The sequence below is a fragment of the Nocardiopsis sp. NPDC006139 genome (genome assembly GCF_040614155.1).
GTDB classification, from domain to species: Bacteria; Actinomycetota; Actinomycetes; order Streptosporangiales; family Streptosporangiaceae; genus Nocardiopsis; species Nocardiopsis changdeensis.
This window is the reverse complement of sequence record NZ_JBEXTT010000008.1, coordinates 186,711-204,078: the sequence shown is the minus strand read 5'-3', so window position 1 is coordinate 204,078 and position 17,368 is coordinate 186,711. Positions and strand designations below refer to the sequence as shown.

The following is a 17,368-nucleotide window of genomic DNA, read 5'->3' as shown; positions in this document are numbered from 1 at the left end:
CCCCGCCCCGTTCCGAACGCCCCCCATCCCGTCCCGACCGCACCGAACGACAAGGCGAAGAACACCATGACCACATCCGACAGCCCGCGCGCCGAGTGGACCGTGCGCGGCACCGACCGGGACGAGTACGCACGGGCGGCCCGGGTCATCGGCGAGGCCCTCCTGGTCGCCGAGGACGTGCCCGCCATGCTGGAGCGGATGCGTCCGATCCACGACGCCGAGGGCTACGAGCGCGTCCGCGTGGCCGTCGACGACATCGACGGCGAAGAGCGGATCGTCGGCGCCACCAACGACTTCCGCTTCGAGATGACCCTGCCCGGCGGGCCGCGCCGCGTGGCCGGGGTGACCGGGGTGGGCGTGTGGCCCACCCACCGCCGCCGGGGCGTGCTCAGCTCCCTCATGCGCCGCCAGCTCGCCGACATCCACGCCGCGGGGGTCAGGTACGCCGCCCTGTGGGCGTCCGAGGGCGCCATCTACGGCCGCTTCGGCTACGGCCCGGCCGTCGCCGAGACCGAGGCCCACATCGCCCGGCCGCACGCCGCGCTGCGCCCCGACGCGCCCCGCGACCCGGAGCTGGAGGTCCGCCTGGGCTACGCCGCGGAGCTGCGCGCCGACCTGGAGCGGGTGTACGCGGAGGCCGCCGCCGCCCGGCTCGGCCAGGTCGCGCGCCCCGGCCACTGGTGGGACCGGACCCTGCGCGACAAGCCCGAGCACCGCGAGGGCCGGGGCCCCAAACACGCCGTCGTGGTCCGCGGGCCGCAGGGCCCGGTGGGCTACGCCCTGTACAGCACGCGGAGCAAGTGGGAGTCGGACGGCCCGGCCGGGACGGTGTACGTCCAGGAGATGCGGGCCACGGTCCCGGCGGCCTGGACCCTGCTCTACGAGCACCTGCTCGACCGCGACCTGACGGCCCGGATCGAGTTCGAGTTCATGCCGGTGGACGACCCGCTCGTGCACCTGCTCGGCAACCGGGACCGGCTGGTCCGGGAGGTCTTCAACAGCCTCTGGTTCCGGCTGGTGGACGTGCCCGGCGCGCTGTCCGAGCGCACCTACGCCGCCCCGGTGGAGGCGGTCCTGGCGGTCACCGACCGGTACGCGCCGTGGAACGCCGGGACGTGGTCGCTGAAGGCGTCCCCCGAGGGCGCGCGGGTGGAGGCCACCGACGCCACCCCGGACGTGTCGCTGGACGCGGCCCTGCTGGGCGCGGCCTACCTGGGGCAGACCCCGCTCACCGGGTACGCCGCCGCCGGGCTGCTCACCGAGCACACCCCGGGGGCGGTCGCCCGCCTGGACGCGGCCCTGCACCGTCCGGACGCGGCCTTCAACGGGTCCATCTTCTAGCCGTCGGCGGCCGCCCGGCCCGCAGCGTCCGCTGCGGGCCGGGCCGGCCCGTTTCAGCCGGTGAGCGCCTTGACCAGCCGCTCCACGTCCTCCTCGGTGTTGTACAGGTGGAACGAGGCGCGCAGGCGCCCGTCGCGGGCGGCCACCGCGATGCCCTCGTCCAGCACCCGCTCCACCCCGCCCGCCGGGGCGGCGACGGACACGATCGCCGAGCCCGCCGGCTCCAGGCCCAGGCCGGTGCGCAGCAGGTCGCCCAGGGCCGTGTTGTGCGCGTGCACGGCGCCGACCCCGGCCTCCTCCAGCAGCGCCAGGGTGCGCTCCAGCCCCGCCCAGGCGGGCCACACCGGCGGCAGGTCCAGCCTGCGGGCGCCCGGCGCCAACGCCAGCGGCCCGCCGTACAGGCTGTTCCACGGCTCCTCGGCGGCGTACCAGTTGCCCGCGAGCGGGGACAGCTCCGCCAGCGCCTCCGCGGTGCCGGTGAGGAACGCCGCGCCGCGCGGCCCCAGCAGCCACTTGTAGGTGCTGCACACCGTGTAGTCGATCCGGTCGGCGGGCAGCGGCAGCCACCCGGCCGCCTGGGTGGCGTCCACGAGCAGCCGCGCCCCGTGGGCGTCGCGGGCCGCCAGCAGGTCCTCCAGGGGAGCGATGCGCCCGTCGGAGGACTGCACCGCCGACACCGCCACCAGCCGGGTGTCCGGGCCGACCGCGTCGGCCAGGTGCTCCAGCGGGACCTCCCGGACGGCGAGGTCGGCCCGGGCCAGGAAGGGGTGCACCACCGAGCTGAACTCGCGGGCGGCGACGACGACCTCGGCGCCCGGCGGCAGCGCGGCGGCGACCGTTCCGACGAACTGGGCGGTGTAGGCGCCGATCGCGGTGTTCTCCGCGGGCACGCCCAGCAGGCGGGCGTAGGAGGCGCGGGCGCGTTCGACGCCCGGGTCGGCGTCGGCAGGGGAGAACCGACCCTCGGCCACGGCGCGGGTGTACTGCGTCACCGCGTCCAGCGCGGTGTCGGGGGTCAGCCCGTGGGTGGCCGTGTTGAGGTACACGGCCCCGGGGGAGAAGTGCCGTCGTGCGGCGTCGATGCGGGCACGGGTGGAGTCGTCCATGCCCCCATGCTCCCCACGCCGGGGAACCGGGTTCAAGGGCCGCTCGGGTCGGGATTGGCCCTTGTCGCGGGGAAGGGCGCGGGACGGCGGCCGGGTGCCCCCGGGCCGGGCGCCCTCAGTTGCGGAACTTGGCCTGGGCGTCGGTGGACCCGGCCATGAGCTTGTTGAGCAGGCGGACCAGCTCGCGCCGCTCCTCGGGCTCCAGGGCCTCGGCCCAGGCGGACTCGCGGCGGTTGTGGGCGCGGAACCCGCCGAGGATGGCGTGGTAGCCCGCCTCGGTCAGGCTGAGCTGGAGGGCGCGGCGGTCGTGGGTGGCGCGCTCGCGCAGGATGAGTCCGTCGCGCTCCAGGGTGTTGAGCAGCGCGGACAGGGCGGCCCGGCTCATGCCGGAGATCTCGGCGGTGGTCTTGGCCTCCATCGGCCCGGCCAGCCAGAGCGCGAAGATCACCCGGAACCCGGGCCAGGTGAGCCCGCGCGGCCGGTGGACCGTGGACTCCAGGTCGTAGATGACCATGCTCGTGGCCCGGTTGAGGGTGAGGACCATGCGCATGGCGTCGGCGTTGACGGAGGGGAGTTCCTGCTCGGCCTTCTGCACCGCGTAGTCGACGAACGACCAGAAGGTGAGGTCACTGCTGGGGGGTGCGGTGTCATGGGTCACGGGACCAGCCTAATACCTGGGGTCCGGGCCGTGTTTACCGTGCTTTTCCCTTTCCGTGGGCGCCTTGTTCAGTGGTGACGGCGGACGGGTGGAACGCGGCGAATGCTCTTTTCGGGGTGGAGGCGGCGCTTTTTCCGTTCTTCGTTCCCGGGGGGACCGCGACCCGCCGCGGGGAGGCGGGGGTGTCGTGCGCGCCGTGGGGAGAGTGGGGGAGCGGGGCAGGTCGGTGCCCTGCCGTCGGCGGCCGACAGGCGTACAGTGTGACCTGTATCACCGGCGAGGTGGCTCTGCGCCTCTTGGTCCGGTGACGCAGAGCACGTTATGGTCTGAATCATCAAACGTTTGATCATTATGGGCGGCGGCCGCCGCCCGGAGCGAGTGAAGGGGTCCCGACGACCATGGCAGCCAAGCCGTTCGCCTCGTCCGCCGACACCGAGGCCAAGCAGCAGACCCTGGAGGTCCTGGCCGACGGCGTCTACGCGCTCACCGCCGAGGGCGACCCCAACGTGGGCGCCATCGAGGGCGAGGACTTCCTCGTGGCGTTCGAGGCCCTGGCCACGCCCACCGCGGCCCGCGAGTGGCTGGCCAAGCTGCGCGAGCACACCGACAAGCCCGTCCGCTACCTGGTCCTCTCCCACTACCACGCGGTCCGCGTCCTGGGCGCCAGCGCCTTCGACGCCGAGATCATCCTCACCCACGAGAAGACCCACGAGCTGATCCGCGAGCGCGGCAAGGAGGACTGGGCCAGCGAGTTCGGCCGCATGCCCCGCCTGGCCAAGGACGCCGGCTCCGTGCCCGGCCTGACCTGGCCCACCCAGACCTTCGCCGACCGCACCACCATCGACCTGGGCGGCGACCGCGGCGAACTCGTCCTGGAGTACTTCGGCCGCGGCCACACCGAGGGCGACATCGTCGCCTGGCTGCCCCGGCAGAAGATCCTCTTCGCCGGCGACCTCGTCGAGGCCCAGGCCGCCCTCTACACCGGCGACGCCTTCCACAAGGACTGGGCCGGCGCCACCCTGGACAGGGTCAAGGCCCTGGGCGCCGAGATGCTCGTCGGCGGGCGCGGCGCGGTCAGCCGCGGCCGCTCGGAGGTCGACGCCGCCATCGAGCAGACCCGCAACTTCCTCAACGTGATGATCCGCGAGGTCGGCGGCGTCCACGAGCGCGGCGGCACCCTCAAGGAGGCGTTCGAGGCCACCCACGCCGCCCTCGTCGACGACTACGGCCACTGGCCGATCTTCGAGCACTGCCTGCCCTTCGACGTCTCGCGCCTGTGGGACGAGTTCTCCGGCATCGAGCGCCCCGTCATCTGGACGGCCGAGCGCGACCGCGAGGTCTGGGACCTCCTCCAGGCCTGAGCGGACCGCCGGGGCCGAGCCCCGCCCCCGCGGGAGGGGAACCTCCCGCAGGGGACCCGCGGCCGCCGACGCCCCGGCGGCGGGCACCCGTCCCGCCGCCGGGGCCGCCCACCGACCACCCCCGCCCCGAAGGGGCGCCGACGCCCAGGAGCCCGACATGCGACCTCCCGCTCCACGACCCCCCGCCGACACCTCCGCCGAGCCCGTCCTGGTCCTGGGCGCCGGCCCCGTCGGCCAGACCGCGGCCCTGCTGCTGGCCCGGCGCGGCGTCCCCGTCCGCATCGTCGACTCCCGGCCCGAGCGCGACGCCGTCGGCTCCAAGGCCATCTGCCAGCAGCGCGACGTCCTGGACGTGTGGGACTGGGTGGGCGCCGGAGAGGTCGCCGAAGAGGGCCTGACCTGGGACACCGCCCGCACCTTCTACCGCGACAGCGAACTGTTCAGCGTCCGCCTCGCCGACCCGGGCGCCTCCCCCCTGCCGCCCTTCGTCAACATCTCCCAGTCCCGCACCGAGGAGATCCTCGACCGCCGCCTCGCCGAGGCGGGGGTGGCGATCTCCTGGGACCACACCGTCACCGGCATCGAGCAGGACGACACCGGCGTCACCGTCACCTGCGACACCCCCGCCGGCCCGGTCCGCCTGCGCGGCACCCACGCCCTGTCCTGCCTGGGCGCCCACGGCGGGGTCGTCCGCCGCGCACTGGGCCTGGGCTTCGAGGGCACCAGCTTCCACGACCGCTTCCTCATCTGCGACATCCGCGCCGACCTGGGCGACTGGGCCCGCGAGCGCCGCTTCTACTTCGACCCCGAGTGGAACCCCGGCCGCCAGGTGCTCATCCACCCCTGTCCCGACTCGGTGTTCCGCATCGACTGGCAGGTCCCCGCCGACTTCGACCTGGAGGCGGAGGAGGCCAGCGGACGACTGGACGCCCGCATCCGCCAGATCATCGGGGAGAAGCCCTACGAGATCGTCTGGCACTCGGTGTACCGGTTCCACACCCGCGTGGTGGACCGCATGCGCGCGGGCCGCATCCTGCTCGTCGGCGACAACGCCCACCTGGTCGCGCCGTTCGGCGCCCGCGGGCTCAACTCCGGCGTCCAGGACGCCGAGAACGCCGCCTGGAAGATCGCCTACGTCCGCGCCGGGTGGGCGGACGAGGAGTTCCTGGAGACCTACCACACCGAACGCCACGCCGCCGCACTGGAGAACGCCGAGATCACCGGCGCCACCATGCGCTTCCTCGTCCCCCAGGACGAGGCCGAGCACACCACGCGGGTGAGCGTCCTGGAGCAGGCGCTCACCGACGAGGCCGCCCGCGCCCGGGTCGACTCCGGGCGCCTGGCCGAGCCCTTCTGGTACGTGGACTCCCCGCTCACCACGCCCAACGCGCGGTTCCCCTTCGGCGGCCGCCCGCCCCGCGGCCGGGCCCCCGAGCCCTGCCCCGGCGTGATCGCCCCCGACGCCCCGGTCGAGGTGCCCGGCGGCCCGTCCGGCGGGGACGCGCCGACCCGGCTGCGGTCCCTGCTCCGTGAGGGCGTCACCCTGCTGCTGGGCCCCCTCCCGGAGGGCACCGACGCCGACGCCGCCCGCGACGGCGTCCTGGCCGCAGCCCGGGGCGCCACCGGCGCGCCCGTGGCCGCGTTCCACCTCGCCGACATCGACACCACCGGGGCCCTCGCCAAGGCCCTGGACTGCCACCCCGGCGGGGTGTGGGTGCTGCGGCCCGACGCCCACATCGCCGCCGTCGTCGACGCCGCCGACACCGGGGCCGTCGCCGCCGCCGTCCGCACCTGCCTGGGGCGGGCCGCCGCCCCCGAACGACCGGCGCCCGCGCTCTGACGCCCGGCGCGACCGCACGAACCACGACCCACGACGACCACCTGGAGGACATGCCATGGCCTACTACCGCCAGGTAGGCGAGGTGCCCCGCACCCGCCACACCCAGCACCGCACCCCCGAGGGCGGCCTGTACTACGAGGAGCTGATGGGGGAGGAGGGCTTCTCCGCCGACTCCTCACTGCTCTACCACCGCGCGATCCCGTCGGCCATCGTCGACGCCGCCGAGTGGGAGGTCCCCGACCAGAGCCGCACCCGCAACGCGCCGATGGTGCCGCGCCACCTGCGGCTGCACTCGCTCTTCGACGACCAGGAGTGGAAGGCCGCCGACGTCGTCCAATCGCGCCGCCTGGTCCTGGGCAACGACGACGTGCGCATCTCCTACGTGGTCGCCGGGGCGCCCTCGGAGCTGTACCGCAACGGCATCGGCGACGAGTGCGTGTACGTGGAGTCCGGCAGCGCCCGCGTGGAGACCGTGTTCGGCCTGCTGGAGGTCGGCCGCGGCGACTACGTCATCCTGCCCCGGGCCACCACCCACCGCTGGGTGCCCACCGGCGACGAGCCGCTGCGCGCCTACGTGATCGAGGCCAACAGCCACATCGCCCCGCCCAAGCGCTACCTGTCCCGCTACGGGCAGCTGTTGGAGCACGCGCCCTACTGCGAGCGCGACCTGCGCGGCCCCTCCGAGCCGCTGCTGGTCGAGGGCGAGAACGTGGACGTGCTCATCAAGCACCGCGGCGACGGCCCCGGCGGCATCTCCGGCACCCGCTACACCTACCCCACCCACCCCTTCGACGTGGTCGGCTGGGACGGGTGCCTGTACCCGTACGCGTTCAACATCGACGACTTCCAGCCCATCACCGGCCGGGTGCACCAGCCACCGCCCGTCCACCAGGTGTTCGAGGGCCACAACTTCGTCATCTGCAACTTCGTGCCGCGCAAGGTGGACTACCACCCCGGGGCGATCCCCGTGCCGTACTACCACTCCAACGTGGACTCCGACGAGGTCATGTTCTACTGCGGGGGCGACTACGAGGCCCGCAAGGGCTCCGGGATCGGGCAGGGCTCCATCTCACTGCACCCGGGCGGCCACTCCCACGGCCCGCAGCCCGGCGCCTACGAGCGCAGCATCGGCGCCGAGCGGTTCGACGAGCTCGCCGTCATGGTGGACACCTTCCGGCCCCTGGACCTGGGCGAGGGCGGGACCGCCTGCGACGACGGCGCCTACGCCTGGACCTGGGCCGGAGGGAGGCGGGAGTCGTGAGCGGCGCCGACGCGGCGGCGGGCGCAGGCGGGGCCGGGGACGCCCTGTACCGCTCCCTGTTCGACGACGCCGCCCTGTTCCCGCCCGGCAACGCCCCCATGGGCGAGGCCCTGCCCGCCCACCGCGGGCACCGGACCTCGTCCCGGGCCGCCTACGTGGGCCCCTTCCTGGTCTCCGACGCCCGTGTGGCCGAGCTGCGCGCGGTGCTGTCCCGCGAGGACGGCGACCACCCGCCCCTGGGGGTCGTGGTCACCGTCCCCGGCGGCGCCGACGGGGTCGCCCCCGCCGTCGAGGCGGTCCTGGCCGACCCCGCCCTGCGCCTGGAGGGCCTGGAGGTCGCCGCCCCGCCCGGCGGCGCCGACGGGGTGGCCGCCGTGCTCAACGCCCACCTCCCCGACGGGTCGGGCGGGCACGGGAGCGTCCAGGGGTACGTGGAGGTCTCCCGCCAAGGCGGGCCCGAAGGGGCCCGTGCGGACCTGGCGGCGCTCGCCTCCGCCGGGCTCCGCGCCAAGTTCCGCACCGGCGGGGTCACCGCACAGGCCCACCCGGACGAGGACGAGCTGGCCGCGTACCTGTACGCCGCCGTCGACCTCGGAGTGCCCTTCAAGTGCACCGCCGGGCTGCACCACGCCGTCCGGCACACCACCTCCGAGGGGTTCGAGCAGCACGGTTTCCTCAACGTGCTGCTGGCCGCCGACACCCTGGTCCGGGGCGGGAGCGCCGCGGAGGCGGCCGCGGTCCTGGCCGACCGGGACGGCGGAGCCCTGGCCGCCCGCGCCAAGGGGCTCACCGCCGGGGAGGCGGCCGCGGTCCGGGCCGCGTTCCGCTCCTTCGGCACGTGCAGCATCATCGAGCCGCTGGAGGACCTCATCGTCCTCGGGGCGCTCAGCCCCTGAACCGCCGACGAACGACCACCCCCGCGGCCGGGCCGGAACCGACGGCCCGGCCGCGGGGCCGCACCCAGAAAGCGCGCACCCCATGCCCGACAGCTGGATCGACCTGCCCCAGGACACCGAGTTCGGCCTGGCCACCCTGCCCTACGGGGTGTACGACACCGGCCCCGGCGACGACCGCGGCACCCGTATCGGCGTCGCCGTCGGCTCCCACGTCCTGGACCTGGGGGCCGCGGCCCTGACCGCCGGATCCCCCCACGCCGACCTGCTCCGCACCCCGAACCTCGACGCGCTGCTGGCCGCCGGCCGCCCCGTCTGGGACCGGGTCCGCGCCGACCTGGCGGACTGGCTCACCGACCCCGCCCGCGAGGAGGCCCTGCGCCCCCACCTGGTGGACCGGGCGTCGGTGCGGCTGCACCTGCCGTTCACCGTCGCCGACTACGTGGACTTCTACGCCTCCGAGCACCACGCCACCAACGTCGGCCGGATCTTCCGCCCCGACCAGGAGCCGCTCACCCCCAACTGGAAGCACCTGCCCATCGGCTACCACGGCCGCTCCGGGACCATCGTGGTGTCGGGCACCGACATCGTCCGCCCCACCGGGCAGCGCAAGCCGCCCACCGAGCCGTCCCCGGTCTTCGGGCCGTCGGTGCGGCTGGACATCGAGGCCGAGGTGGGCTTCGTGGTCGGCACCCCCAGCCCGATGGGCGGGCGGGTCGGGGTGGACGGCTTCGCCGACCACGTCTTCGGCGTGTTCCTGCTCAACGACTGGTCCTCGCGCGACCTCCAGGCCTGGGAGTACGTGCCGCTGGGCCCGTTCCTGGGCAAGTCGTTCGCCACGTCCGTCTCCCCATGGGTGGTGCCGCTGGCCGCCCTGGAGGCGGCCCGCGTGGAACAGCCCGCCCAGGACCCCGAGCCGCTGCCCTACCTGCGCGGCACACAGCCCTGGGGCCTGGACCTGCGGCTGGAGGTCCGGCTCAACGGGCACGTGGTGTCGCGCCCCCCGTTCTCGCAGATGTACTGGACGGCGGCGCAGCAGCTCGCCCACATGACCGTCAACGGGGCGTCGCTGCGCACCGGCGACGTGTACGCCTCGGGCACGGTGAGCGGCCCCGAGGTGGAGCAGCGGGGCTGCTTCCTGGAGCTGACCTGGAGCGGCAAGGAGCCGCTGCGGCTGCCGGACGGCACCGAGCGCACCTTCCTGGAGGACGGGGACGAGGTCACCATCACGGCGACCGCCCCGGGCCCGGACGGGACCCTGGTCCACTTCGGCGAGGTGAGCGGGCGGATCCTGCCCGCCGTGTAGGCGCCGGGCGGGGGCCGCGGGCCCCCGCCCCGCCCTCCGGGGCGCGGCCCCGGGAACCCGGCTCCGCCGCCGGGCCGGAGGATTGTCGGAACCGTGGGGCAGGATCGCCCCTGACCGTAGGACCGGTACCGACGACCTGGAGGACCCGATGGCGCAGGGCGGACCCGAGGACGGCGTTCGGCGGAGGCGGCCGGAATGAGGCGGGGAGAGGACCTGTGGCCCCTGGTCCACGCCGAGCGCGCCGCCCTGGCCGACGACCTCGCCGGGCTGTCCGAGGAGGACTGGGCGACCCCGTCGCTGTGCGCCGGGCTGACGGTGCGCGAGGTCCTCGCGCACCTGACCGCCGGGGCGAGCCTCAACGGGCTCCGGTGGTTCGCCGGTGTCGTCCGCTGCCGGTTCGACTTCGACGCCCAGGTCGCGATGCGCCTGGCCGAGCAGATGGGGGCCTCCGGCGCCGACACCCTCGCCCGCTTCCGCGCGGTGGTGTCGAGCACGACCTCGCCGCCGCTGCCCCGGATCGCCATGCTGGGCGAGGCCGTCGTGCACGGCGAGGACATCCGGCGCCCGCTGGGCATCGCGGCCGACCGGCCTGTCGGCACCCTGACGCGGGTCGCCGAGTACTACCGGGGCTCGGACCAGGTCGTCGTCGCCAGGAGCCGGGTGGCGGACCTGCGGCTGGAGGCCGCCGACGGCCCCTTCGCGGCCGGGGAGGGGCCGCGGGTCGCCGGGAGCACGCTCGCGCTGATCATGGCGATGACCGGCCGGTCCGCACACCTCGGCGACCTGAGCGGGGACGGGGTGGAGGTGCTGCGCGGGCGCCTGGACGGATGAGCCGGCGGGGCCGGGCGGCGGGCTCCGCCGACCGGCCCCGCGGGGTCACACCGTTGCGTCCCCCGCGCCGGTGAGGTGGCCGGCGAGGACGTCGGCCTCGGCGCGCAGGCGCAGGGCGGCGTCGTGCCGGCCGTGGGCGGCGTAGCGCTCGGCCTCGGCCCGCCGCTCGGTGACCTGGGCGCGCAGCAGGCCGTGGACGTCCTCGGCGGACAGGACGCGGCGGGGCGCCTCGGTCGAGCCGACGCCCGCGCTCGCGCCGGCGACGTGCTCGCTCCCGGCCGCCCCGCCGCCCGCGGGGGCGGTGACGGCCTCGGCGTTCTCGATGGCGGCCAGGGCCGTGCGCAGCGCTGAGACGGCCTCGGGCCTGCGGGCCTTCATCGCGGCGACCAGGTCGGCGCGCAGCAGCGCGCGCAGCTCCTGGGGCGGGCGGTGCCCGGGTGGCGTGTCCACGTCGTCCCTCCTTCCTCCGGGGCCTCGGGGTACGAAGCCGGAACGTACCGAAAGTACTCTTTCATTCCCTAACAGGCAACTAGAAAGGGAATGATGAGGAGTTTCAGTGGACTCTCCTCCTGTGGGTGGCGGAAACCCGGGCGGACCGGGGCCGGATGTAGTTGGATGTCCGGGGGCGCGACCCGCCGCCCCCGACGCGGAAGGACGTGACCATGGGCGACGACGGGCCGGCCCGCATCGCACACCTGCTGTTCGAGGCCGGGACGCTCAAGAACCAGCGCCGTACCGGCTGGTGGGTCGCCGGGGTGCGCGACCCCGAGTCGGTGGCCGAGCACTCGTGGCGGACCGCCCTGATCGCGTCGGTGCTGGCGTCGATGGAGGGCGCCGACCCCGCGAAGGCCGCGCTGATCGCTGTGTGGCACGACACCGGCGAGACCCGCACCGGCGACCTCCACCACCTGGCCCAGAGGTACCTGGAGTCCAAGCCCGACGCCCGGGACATCGCCGCCGACCAGACCGGGGGGGTCCCGGAGGCGGTGGGCGCGATGGTGCGCTCCGCCGTGGCCGCCTACGAGGAGCAGGACACCCCGGAGGCGCGCTGCGCCAAGGACGCCGACAAACTGGAGTGCCTGATCCAGGCCGTGGAGTACCGGGCGCAGGGGCACGCGGCGGCGCAGAGGTGGATCGACTCCAGCCTGGAGCGGATCGCCACGGACGGGGGGCGGGCGCTCGCCGCGGCGGTGCTGGCGCAGGAACCCCTGGACTGGGTCCGCACCGCCATGGGCCGCTGAGCCCCCTGTACCCTGGCCGTGTGCGCGGCCTCCTCCGCTCCCTGTGGGACGAGCCCCGGCCCCCTCGCCCGCCGTCGCGGCCACGTCGGGACCTGGCGCTCGCGGGTGTGCTCGCGGCCGCCGCGGTGGCCGAGGCCGTGCTGCGCCCCGACCTGCCGTGGCGGATCCCGACGCTGCTCCTGACCGTCGGCCTGATCGCCCTGCTGCCGCTGCGCCGCACCCGGCCGCTGGCGGTGGTCGCGGCCACCTTCGGCCTCTCCGGTCTGGCCACAGCGGTCCTGGGCGGCCAGAGCGCCCCGCTGTACACGACGGTCTGCTTCCTGCTGCTGCCCTACGCGCTCTTCCGCTGGGGATCCGGCCGGGAGATCGCGGCGGGATCGGCCGTCATGCTCGCCAATGCGGCGGTCCCCGTCCTCTCGGGCGCCCCCGCCGACACGCTGGGCGGGGCCGCCGTGCTCTTCTCGGCCGCGGCCCTGGGCGCGGCGGTGCGGTACCGGGCCGGGGCCCGCGAGCGCGAGTTCGAGCGGGCCCGCCTGCTCGAACGCGAACGGATCGCCCGCGACCTGCACGACACCGTCGCCCACCACGTCTCGGCGATGGCGGTCCGGGCCCAGGCCGGGCTGGCGGTGGCGCGGACGCGGCCCGGGGCCGCGGTCGACGCCCTGGAGGTCATCGAGGCCGAGGCCGCCCGCGCCCTGACCGAGATGCGCGCCCTGGTGCGCGTCCTGCGCCGGGACGAGGACGGCCCCGCGGCTCGGGTGCCCCACCCGCGGGTGGGCGACCTGCGCGCGCTCGCCGGGGCCTCCGGCGGCCCCGCCGTGGAGGTGGAGGTCGACGACGGCCTCGACGACCTGCCGCCGGAGGTGGCGGCCGCGGTCCACCGCCTGGCCCGGGAGGCGGTCGCCAACGCGCGCAGGCACGCCCGCAACGCCACCCGCGTCCGGGTGCGCGTCACCGCCGACGACACGACGGTGCACCTGCGGGTCAGCGACGACGGCGACCCCGTCAGCCGCGGATCGACCGGTTACGGGCTCATCGGCATGGCCGAACGGGCCGAACTGCTCGGCGGCACCTGCCGGGCCGCGCCCGGCCCCGGGCGGGGCTGGACCGTGGCCGCCGATCTGCCCCGGGCCGGGGCGGCCGCATGAGCGGCGGTCACGGACACGTCCGGGTGGTCGTCGCCGACGACCAGGAGATCGTCCGCACCGGCCTGACGATGATCCTCGACGCCCAGCCGGGCATCGAGGTCGTCGGCCAGGCCGCCGACGGCCGCGAGGCCGTCGCGCTGGCGCGGCGCCTGCGCCCCGACGTGTGCCTGTTCGACATCCGGATGCCCGGCACCGACGGCATCGAGGCCACGCGCCTGCTGGCCGGCCCCGGGGTGGAGGACCCCCTCGCCGTCGTCGTCATCACCGTGTTCGACCTCGACGAGTACGTGTACGCCGCGCTCAGGGCCGGGGCCCGCGGGTTCCTGCTCAAGGACGCCGGGGCCGACCTGCTCGCCCAGGCCGTGCGGGCCGCCGCCGCGGGCGACGCGCTCATCGCCCCGGGCGTCACCCGGCGGCTGCTCGACGCGTTCGCGCGCAACCGCCCCGCCGGGCCTCCCGAGCAGCCCGCCGAGGCGCTCACGGACCGGGAGGAGCAGATCCTGCGGGCCGTGGCCCGGGGGAGGACCAACGACGAGATCGCCCGCGAGACCTACATCGCGGTGAGCACGGTCAAGACCCACATCGCCGGCATCATGGCCAAGCTCGGCGCCCGCAACCGGGTGGAGGTCGCCATGTGGGCCTACGAGACCGGCAGGGCCGGGAACACGCCGCGCTGACCGGAAGGACGAGTCGGCCCTCCTCCTTCCGGCGGACCCGGACCCGGCCCGAATGCCGATGCCCCGGCACCGGCCCGGCGGCCACGATCGGAGCACGGCGGCGGGCGCGGTGTCCGCCGCGGCAGCGAAAGGACCCGTCGTGACCCCCTCCGCCCGACGCGAGTGGCCCGTACCCGTTCTGCTGATCCTGCTCAGCGCCGTGCCCGTGATCGCGGGCGGCGTGCGCCTGGGCGACCTCGGCGGCGGCGGGCCGGTCACCCCGGACAACGCCCGGTTCTTCGCCGACCCGGTGCCCGTGGTGCTGCACATCGTCGCCGTGGTGCCCTACTGCCTGCTGGGCGCCCTGCAGTTCGCGCCCGGGCTGCGCCGCCGCCGCTGGCACCGCCTGTCGGGGCGCCTGCTGGTCCCACTGGGGCTCGTCGCGGCCCTGACGGGGGTGTGGATGAGCCTGGCCTACCCCCCTGAACGAGGGGGAGGGCGCCTCGCTGACCCTGGTGCGGCTGGTGTTCGGGAGCGCCATGGCGGCGGCGGTCCTGCTGGGGTTCGCGGCCGTCCGGCGCGGCGACATCGCCGGGCACCGGGCCTGGATGACCCGCGGGTACGCGATCGGGCTGGGGGCGGGGACCCAGGTGTTCACCCACCTGCCCTGGGTGCTGCTGCTGGGACAGCCGGGAGAGGCCACCCGGACGGTGCTGATGGCGGCGGGGTGGGTGGTCAACCTCGCCGTCGCCGAGTGGGCCGTCTGCCGCGGTCCGGCGGCCGCGGGGGAGCGTGCCGCGGCCCCGGCCCGGCGCTGACCGCGGGGCGGCGGCGGGCCGCTACGGGCCGCCGGTGAGCAGGCAGTGGCCGACGGAGCCGGGCCCGCCGAACGCGGGGTGCCGGGAGGCGAACTCCACCAGGCCCAGCAGCACGGCGGCGGTGGCCGCGGACAGGCAGGCGAGCCGGAGGCCCCGGTTCCCGCCGGCCGGGCCCGGACACGGGCTCCGAGGCGCGCGGCCCGATCCCGCGAAGGGCGGTTCCCCGTACGGGACGCCGTGGGGCCGTCCGGCCGGGAGAAGGGCGTAGGGGTCCCCGGGGCCGACCGCCCGGCGGGGGAGGAGCAGGGGGTCCGTGTCCGAGAGTGAGCGCATGAGGTCCTTTGTACAGCCGGAGGATGGGGTTCGCCGGGCTGTCGGGATATCTTCCGGAAGCGGAAACCAAGGTCCTGAACCGGAACCGCGCGGACGTCACCGCATATCGCCCCGATATGCCGTTGAACCGTGCCGGTGCCGGTCATCTGCGGCGGTTCACGGTGGTCCCGTGCGCACGCCGCGTCGTGGAAACGGAGAACGGAGGCCGGAGATGGACGTGGTCCGCGCGCCGGTGCGCGCCTGGGCGGAGGAGATCCTGCGCGGCCTGGGCGACCCGCCCCTGCGCGACCTCGTGGTGGAGTCCCGGCCGGAGAGCGGGGAGGTGGAGGTCGTGCTGTGGTTCCCCGACGGCACCGCAGCGGGCTCCTACCTCCAGGCCGCCATGACCGACGCCGAAGCGGTGGTCCACCTGGCCGACGGCCTCCAGGACGCCGCCGTGGAGCAGGCCCTCGGGCGGCCGCTGCCGCCCTGCCCCGGCCACCCGCACCCCCCGACCGCCCGCCTGGTCTCGGGGGTCCCCGCCTGGGCCTGCCCGAGGACGGGAGGGGCGGTCCGCCCCATCCTCGCGCCCCCGTGAGGGGAACCGGGCGCCGGACCGGCGCCGCCGACGCCCGGAAGCGGCGCCCGCGTCGGCGCGGACGCGCCCCCGCCCGCCCGGACCTGCTCCGGCGCGGCATGCGGGGCCGGCCGTCCGGCCCCGGCGGCCCGGCACGGACGGCGTCGCCGCCCGTTCCCGGCGCGACCCGAGCCGTGTGCCCGGGTACAGGGGGCCCGGCCGCCGCTCGCGGGGCCGCCCCGGGCTCGGGTCGTCACTACACGGTGCACACCGCGGCGGCCCGCCCCCGGCATCCCCGGTGGCGGGCCGTCAGTCGGCGGTGAGCAGCGCGGCCAGGTCGTCGAGGCCCTCCGCGCTCAGGTCGAAGGCGTCCGCCGGCCGGGGCGGGTCCCCGACGGGGCGTTCGACGTAGGCGGTCCTCATGCCCACGGCTCGGGCGCCGCGCAGGTCCCAGGCGTGGGCGGCGACCATGAGCAGGCGTTCGGGCGCCAGGCCGGTGTTGGCCACGGCGAGGCGGTACACGTCCGGGTGGGGCTTGTACCCGCGCACATCCTCGGCGGAGAGCACCTGGTGCCAGCGCAGCCCGGCGTGGGTGTTGATGCGGGTGAGCGCCGGACGGCCGGCGTTCGACAGCCCCATCACGGGCAGGCGCGCGGCGATCCGCTCCAGGCCCGACACCGAGTCCGGCCACGGATCCAGGCGCTGCGCGGAGTCCGCCAGCGCGCGGACCGCGTCCGCGTCGGCGACGCCGGCCTCCGCGGCGACGCGTTCGGCGGCCTCCCGGTCGATCGCGGTGCTGTCGGTGTAGGGGTGGCGGCCCGCGAGGATGTCCCGCTGCCGCTCCTCGACATGCCGCTGCCACGTCCCGACGAGGCCGTCCACGCGCGCGTCGTCGAGCCGGGCGGGCAGCGAGCGGATACCGCGTGCGATCCCGCCGGGTTCGTCGACCATGGTGCCGAGGATGTCGAACACGACCACGTCCACGTCGGGGAGCGGAGCCATGGGGCCTCCTGAATCGTCTGGTATCGGATGGTGGAGGGCCCCGCCGGGGCGCCGCGGCGGCCGGGGCCCCGGCGCGGGGAGGGGCGCGGACCTGCGGGGGCCGTGGTGGTCCTTTTCGCCGCGGAGCGTACCTCCCCCCGCCTTCCGGGACCGCCGGGAACGCGGCAGGTGCGCCCGCGCCCCGGCCCCCGCCGGGCCCTCGGCACCGGTCCGCCCCGGCCGTCGGCCGGGGCGGTGCCCTTGGGGCCGGCCCGGCTCAGCCGGTCGGCGCGGCCGGGGACCACACGCCGAACCACTGCTCGGCGCCGTACTCCTCGAACCGCTCCGCCTCGGTGAACCCCAGCCTCGCCGCCAGGCGCATCGCGCGGTCGTTGGCGGTCTGCGTGCACAGCACCACCGGCTCACCGGGCAGCGCCCCGGCGAACCAGTCGAGCACCGCGGCGCACGCCTCGGCGGCGTACCCGTGCCCCCAGGCCCGGGGCAGGAACAGGTAGCCGAGCTCGGCCTCCGCGCCCTCCGGACGCACGTGGCCCGGGCGCTCCGGGTCGCGCCGGTCGAGCGTGGTCATGCCGACCATCGCCCCGTCGAGCTCGACCGCGAACAGGCCGGGGCGCCGTCCGGGCACCTCGGGCATCGCGCGTTCGAGGTCCTCGCGCGGCTGCGGTCCGCCGAGGTAGGTGCCCACCTCCGGCGAGGAGAACAGGTCGATGAACGCTTCACGGTCCCGGGCCTCGGTCTCACGGAGCACGAGGCGTTCGGTCTTGATCGGGGAGGGTGGCCAGATATCGGGCCCGAGTTCAGACATGGCGGGCAAAGTAGCACATCCCCGGGCGAGAACTCAGGGAATTACGGGACCCCGCAAGCGGATGCGGCGGCCCGGGAAGAAGGCCGCCCCAAAGCGAAAGGCAGGGGTTCCGGGAACCTCCTGCCACTCTCAATCTATAGCGCACCCCGGGGCTTGCGGCAAGACCCGGGTCAGGGCGCAGAATCGTCGATCGCGGCCGCCGTCGGCGGGAT

At 75.7% G+C, this 17,368-nt stretch carries 18 protein-coding genes and 1 pseudogene; 13 read left to right on the top strand and 6 right to left on the bottom strand.

Annotated features, from left to right (window positions below; genetic code table 11):
• The first annotated feature begins 66 nt into the window (after window positions 1-66).
• The gene (locus ABZ249_RS13355; RefSeq protein ID WP_355261563.1) at window positions 67-1,341 is read left to right on the top strand and encodes a GNAT family N-acetyltransferase; all 1,275 of its coding nucleotides are present in this window, start codon (window positions 67-69) and stop codon (window positions 1,339-1,341) included.
• A 53-nt stretch (window positions 1,342-1,394) separates the two neighbouring features.
• On the opposite strand, the gene ABZ249_RS13350 is transcribed toward ABZ249_RS13355, so the two are convergent.
• Entirely contained in the window at window positions 1,395-2,447 is a 1,053-nt protein-coding gene (locus ABZ249_RS13350; RefSeq protein WP_355261560.1) for an aminotransferase class V-fold PLP-dependent enzyme, read from the bottom strand.
• Window positions 2,448-2,562: 115 nt separating this feature from the next.
• Window positions 2,563-3,105, bottom strand: a complete 543-nt coding sequence (locus tag ABZ249_RS13345; RefSeq protein WP_220560898.1) for a MarR family winged helix-turn-helix transcriptional regulator — start codon at window positions 3,103-3,105, stop codon at window positions 2,563-2,565.
• A gap of 398 nt (window positions 3,106-3,503) precedes the next feature.
• Between ABZ249_RS13345 and ABZ249_RS13340 the strand changes: the two genes are divergently transcribed.
• The 6 genes from ABZ249_RS13340 (at window position 3,504) to ABZ249_RS13315 (ending at window position 10,597) form a co-directional block, all read left to right on the top strand.
• Window positions 3,504-4,466 (top strand): MBL fold metallo-hydrolase, encoded by a 963-nt coding sequence (locus ABZ249_RS13340; protein WP_220560900.1) that lies wholly within the window; start codon window positions 3,504-3,506, stop codon window positions 4,464-4,466.
• Window positions 4,467-4,623: 157 nt separating this feature from the next.
• Window positions 4,624-6,306: an FAD-dependent monooxygenase gene (locus ABZ249_RS13335; protein ID WP_355261556.1), complete on the top strand. Its 1,683-nt coding sequence runs from the start codon at window positions 4,624-4,626 to the stop codon at window positions 6,304-6,306.
• A 55-nt stretch (window positions 6,307-6,361) separates the two neighbouring features.
• The gene (locus ABZ249_RS13330) at window positions 6,362-7,567 is read left to right on the top strand and encodes a cupin domain-containing protein (protein WP_220560902.1); all 1,206 of its coding nucleotides are present in this window, start codon (window positions 6,362-6,364) and stop codon (window positions 7,565-7,567) included.
• Window positions 7,564-8,463 carry a hypothetical protein gene (locus ABZ249_RS13325; RefSeq protein ID WP_355261553.1) on the top strand — a complete coding sequence of 300 codons (900 nt, stop codon included), beginning with the start codon at window positions 7,564-7,566 and terminating at the stop codon, window positions 8,461-8,463. The genes ABZ249_RS13330 and ABZ249_RS13325 overlap by 4 nt, the downstream gene beginning before the upstream one ends.
• 82 nt (window positions 8,464-8,545) lie before the next feature.
• Window positions 8,546-9,766, top strand: a complete 1,221-nt coding sequence (gene fahA / locus ABZ249_RS13320) for a fumarylacetoacetase (RefSeq protein ID WP_355261551.1) — start codon at window positions 8,546-8,548, stop codon at window positions 9,764-9,766.
• Between the two features lie 195 nt (window positions 9,767-9,961).
• Window positions 9,962-10,597, top strand: a complete 636-nt coding sequence (locus ABZ249_RS13315) for a maleylpyruvate isomerase family mycothiol-dependent enzyme (RefSeq protein ID WP_355261548.1) — start codon at window positions 9,962-9,964, stop codon at window positions 10,595-10,597.
• A 45-nt stretch (window positions 10,598-10,642) separates the two neighbouring features.
• Here ABZ249_RS13315 and ABZ249_RS13310 read toward each other — a convergent pair whose 3' ends face one another.
• Entirely contained in the window at window positions 10,643-11,047 is a 405-nt protein-coding gene (locus tag ABZ249_RS13310; protein ID WP_355261545.1) for a hypothetical protein, read from the bottom strand.
• A gap of 212 nt (window positions 11,048-11,259) precedes the next feature.
• On the opposite strand from ABZ249_RS13310, the gene ABZ249_RS13305 reads away from it, so the two are divergent.
• The 5 genes and pseudogenes from ABZ249_RS13305 (at window position 11,260) to ABZ249_RS13285 (ending at window position 14,460) form a co-directional block, all read left to right on the top strand.
• Window positions 11,260-11,838, top strand: a complete 579-nt coding sequence (locus tag ABZ249_RS13305; RefSeq protein WP_355261542.1) for an HD domain-containing protein — start codon at window positions 11,260-11,262, stop codon at window positions 11,836-11,838.
• 20 nt (window positions 11,839-11,858) lie between these two features.
• Window positions 11,859-12,986, top strand: coding sequence for a sensor histidine kinase (locus tag ABZ249_RS13300; protein ID WP_355261539.1), 1,128 nt, complete (start codon window positions 11,859-11,861; stop codon window positions 12,984-12,986).
• On the top strand, window positions 12,983-13,663 hold the full coding sequence (locus ABZ249_RS13295; RefSeq protein WP_260697222.1) for a response regulator transcription factor: 681 nt from the start codon (window positions 12,983-12,985) through the stop codon (window positions 13,661-13,663). Before ABZ249_RS13300 ends, ABZ249_RS13295 begins: the two co-directional genes overlap by 4 nt.
• A gap of 52 nt (window positions 13,664-13,715) precedes the next feature.
• Window positions 13,716-14,066 (top strand): annotated as a pseudogene (locus ABZ249_RS13290) (hypothetical protein); the annotation flags it as partial.
• Between the two features lie 91 nt (window positions 14,067-14,157).
• On the top strand, window positions 14,158-14,460 hold the full coding sequence (locus ABZ249_RS13285) for a DUF2306 domain-containing protein (RefSeq protein ID WP_355261535.1): 303 nt from the start codon (window positions 14,158-14,160) through the stop codon (window positions 14,458-14,460).
• A gap of 21 nt (window positions 14,461-14,481) precedes the next feature.
• On the opposite strand, the gene ABZ249_RS13280 is transcribed toward ABZ249_RS13285, so the two are convergent.
• The gene (locus tag ABZ249_RS13280; protein WP_355261532.1) at window positions 14,482-14,793 is read right to left on the bottom strand and encodes a hypothetical protein; all 312 of its coding nucleotides are present in this window, start codon (window positions 14,791-14,793) and stop codon (window positions 14,482-14,484) included.
• A 211-nt stretch (window positions 14,794-15,004) separates the two neighbouring features.
• Between ABZ249_RS13280 and ABZ249_RS13275 the strand changes: the two genes are divergently transcribed.
• The gene (locus ABZ249_RS13275; RefSeq protein ID WP_355261529.1) at window positions 15,005-15,370 is read left to right on the top strand and encodes a hypothetical protein; all 366 of its coding nucleotides are present in this window, start codon (window positions 15,005-15,007) and stop codon (window positions 15,368-15,370) included.
• 288 nt (window positions 15,371-15,658) lie between these two features.
• Here the strand turns inward: ABZ249_RS13275 and ABZ249_RS13270 are convergent, their stop codons facing one another.
• Together ABZ249_RS13270 and ABZ249_RS13265 are read right to left on the bottom strand one after the other, a co-directional pair.
• Window positions 15,659-16,351: a haloacid dehalogenase type II gene (locus ABZ249_RS13270; RefSeq protein ID WP_355261526.1), complete on the bottom strand. Its 693-nt coding sequence runs from the start codon at window positions 16,349-16,351 to the stop codon at window positions 15,659-15,661.
• Window positions 16,352-16,607: 256 nt separating this feature from the next.
• The gene (locus ABZ249_RS13265) at window positions 16,608-17,156 is read right to left on the bottom strand and encodes a GNAT family N-acetyltransferase (RefSeq protein ID WP_220560913.1); all 549 of its coding nucleotides are present in this window, start codon (window positions 17,154-17,156) and stop codon (window positions 16,608-16,610) included.
• Window positions 17,157-17,368 lie beyond the last annotated feature (212 nt).

Bases quoted from the DNA above. Each gene is read 5' to 3' on its own strand.
- ABZ249_RS13355 (WP_355261563.1), top strand. From the start codon at position 67: ATGACCACATCCGACAGCCCGCGCGCCGAGTGGACCGTGCGCGGCACC.
- ABZ249_RS13350 (WP_355261560.1), bottom strand. From the start codon at position 2,447: ATGGACGACTCCACCCGTGCCCGCATCGACGCCGCACGACGGCACTTC.
- ABZ249_RS13340 (WP_220560900.1), top strand. From the start codon at position 3,504: ATGGCAGCCAAGCCGTTCGCCTCGTCCGCCGACACCGAGGCCAAGCAG.
- ABZ249_RS13335 (WP_355261556.1), top strand. From the start codon at position 4,624: ATGCGACCTCCCGCTCCACGACCCCCCGCCGACACCTCCGCCGAGCCC.
- ABZ249_RS13330 (WP_220560902.1), top strand. From the start codon at position 6,362: ATGGCCTACTACCGCCAGGTAGGCGAGGTGCCCCGCACCCGCCACACC.
- fahA (WP_355261551.1), top strand. From the start codon at position 8,546: ATGCCCGACAGCTGGATCGACCTGCCCCAGGACACCGAGTTCGGCCTG.
- ABZ249_RS13315 (WP_355261548.1), top strand. From the start codon at position 9,962: ATGAGGCGGGGAGAGGACCTGTGGCCCCTGGTCCACGCCGAGCGCGCC.
- ABZ249_RS13305 (WP_355261542.1), top strand. From the start codon at position 11,260: ATGGGCGACGACGGGCCGGCCCGCATCGCACACCTGCTGTTCGAGGCC.
- ABZ249_RS13295 (WP_260697222.1), top strand. From the start codon at position 12,983: ATGAGCGGCGGTCACGGACACGTCCGGGTGGTCGTCGCCGACGACCAG.
- ABZ249_RS13280 (WP_355261532.1), bottom strand. From the start codon at position 14,793: ATGCGCTCACTCTCGGACACGGACCCCCTGCTCCTCCCCCGCCGGGCG.
- ABZ249_RS13275 (WP_355261529.1), top strand. From the start codon at position 15,005: ATGGACGTGGTCCGCGCGCCGGTGCGCGCCTGGGCGGAGGAGATCCTG.
- ABZ249_RS13270 (WP_355261526.1), bottom strand. From the start codon at position 16,351: ATGGCTCCGCTCCCCGACGTGGACGTGGTCGTGTTCGACATCCTCGGC.
- ABZ249_RS13265 (WP_220560913.1), bottom strand. From the start codon at position 17,156: ATGTCTGAACTCGGGCCCGATATCTGGCCACCCTCCCCGATCAAGACC.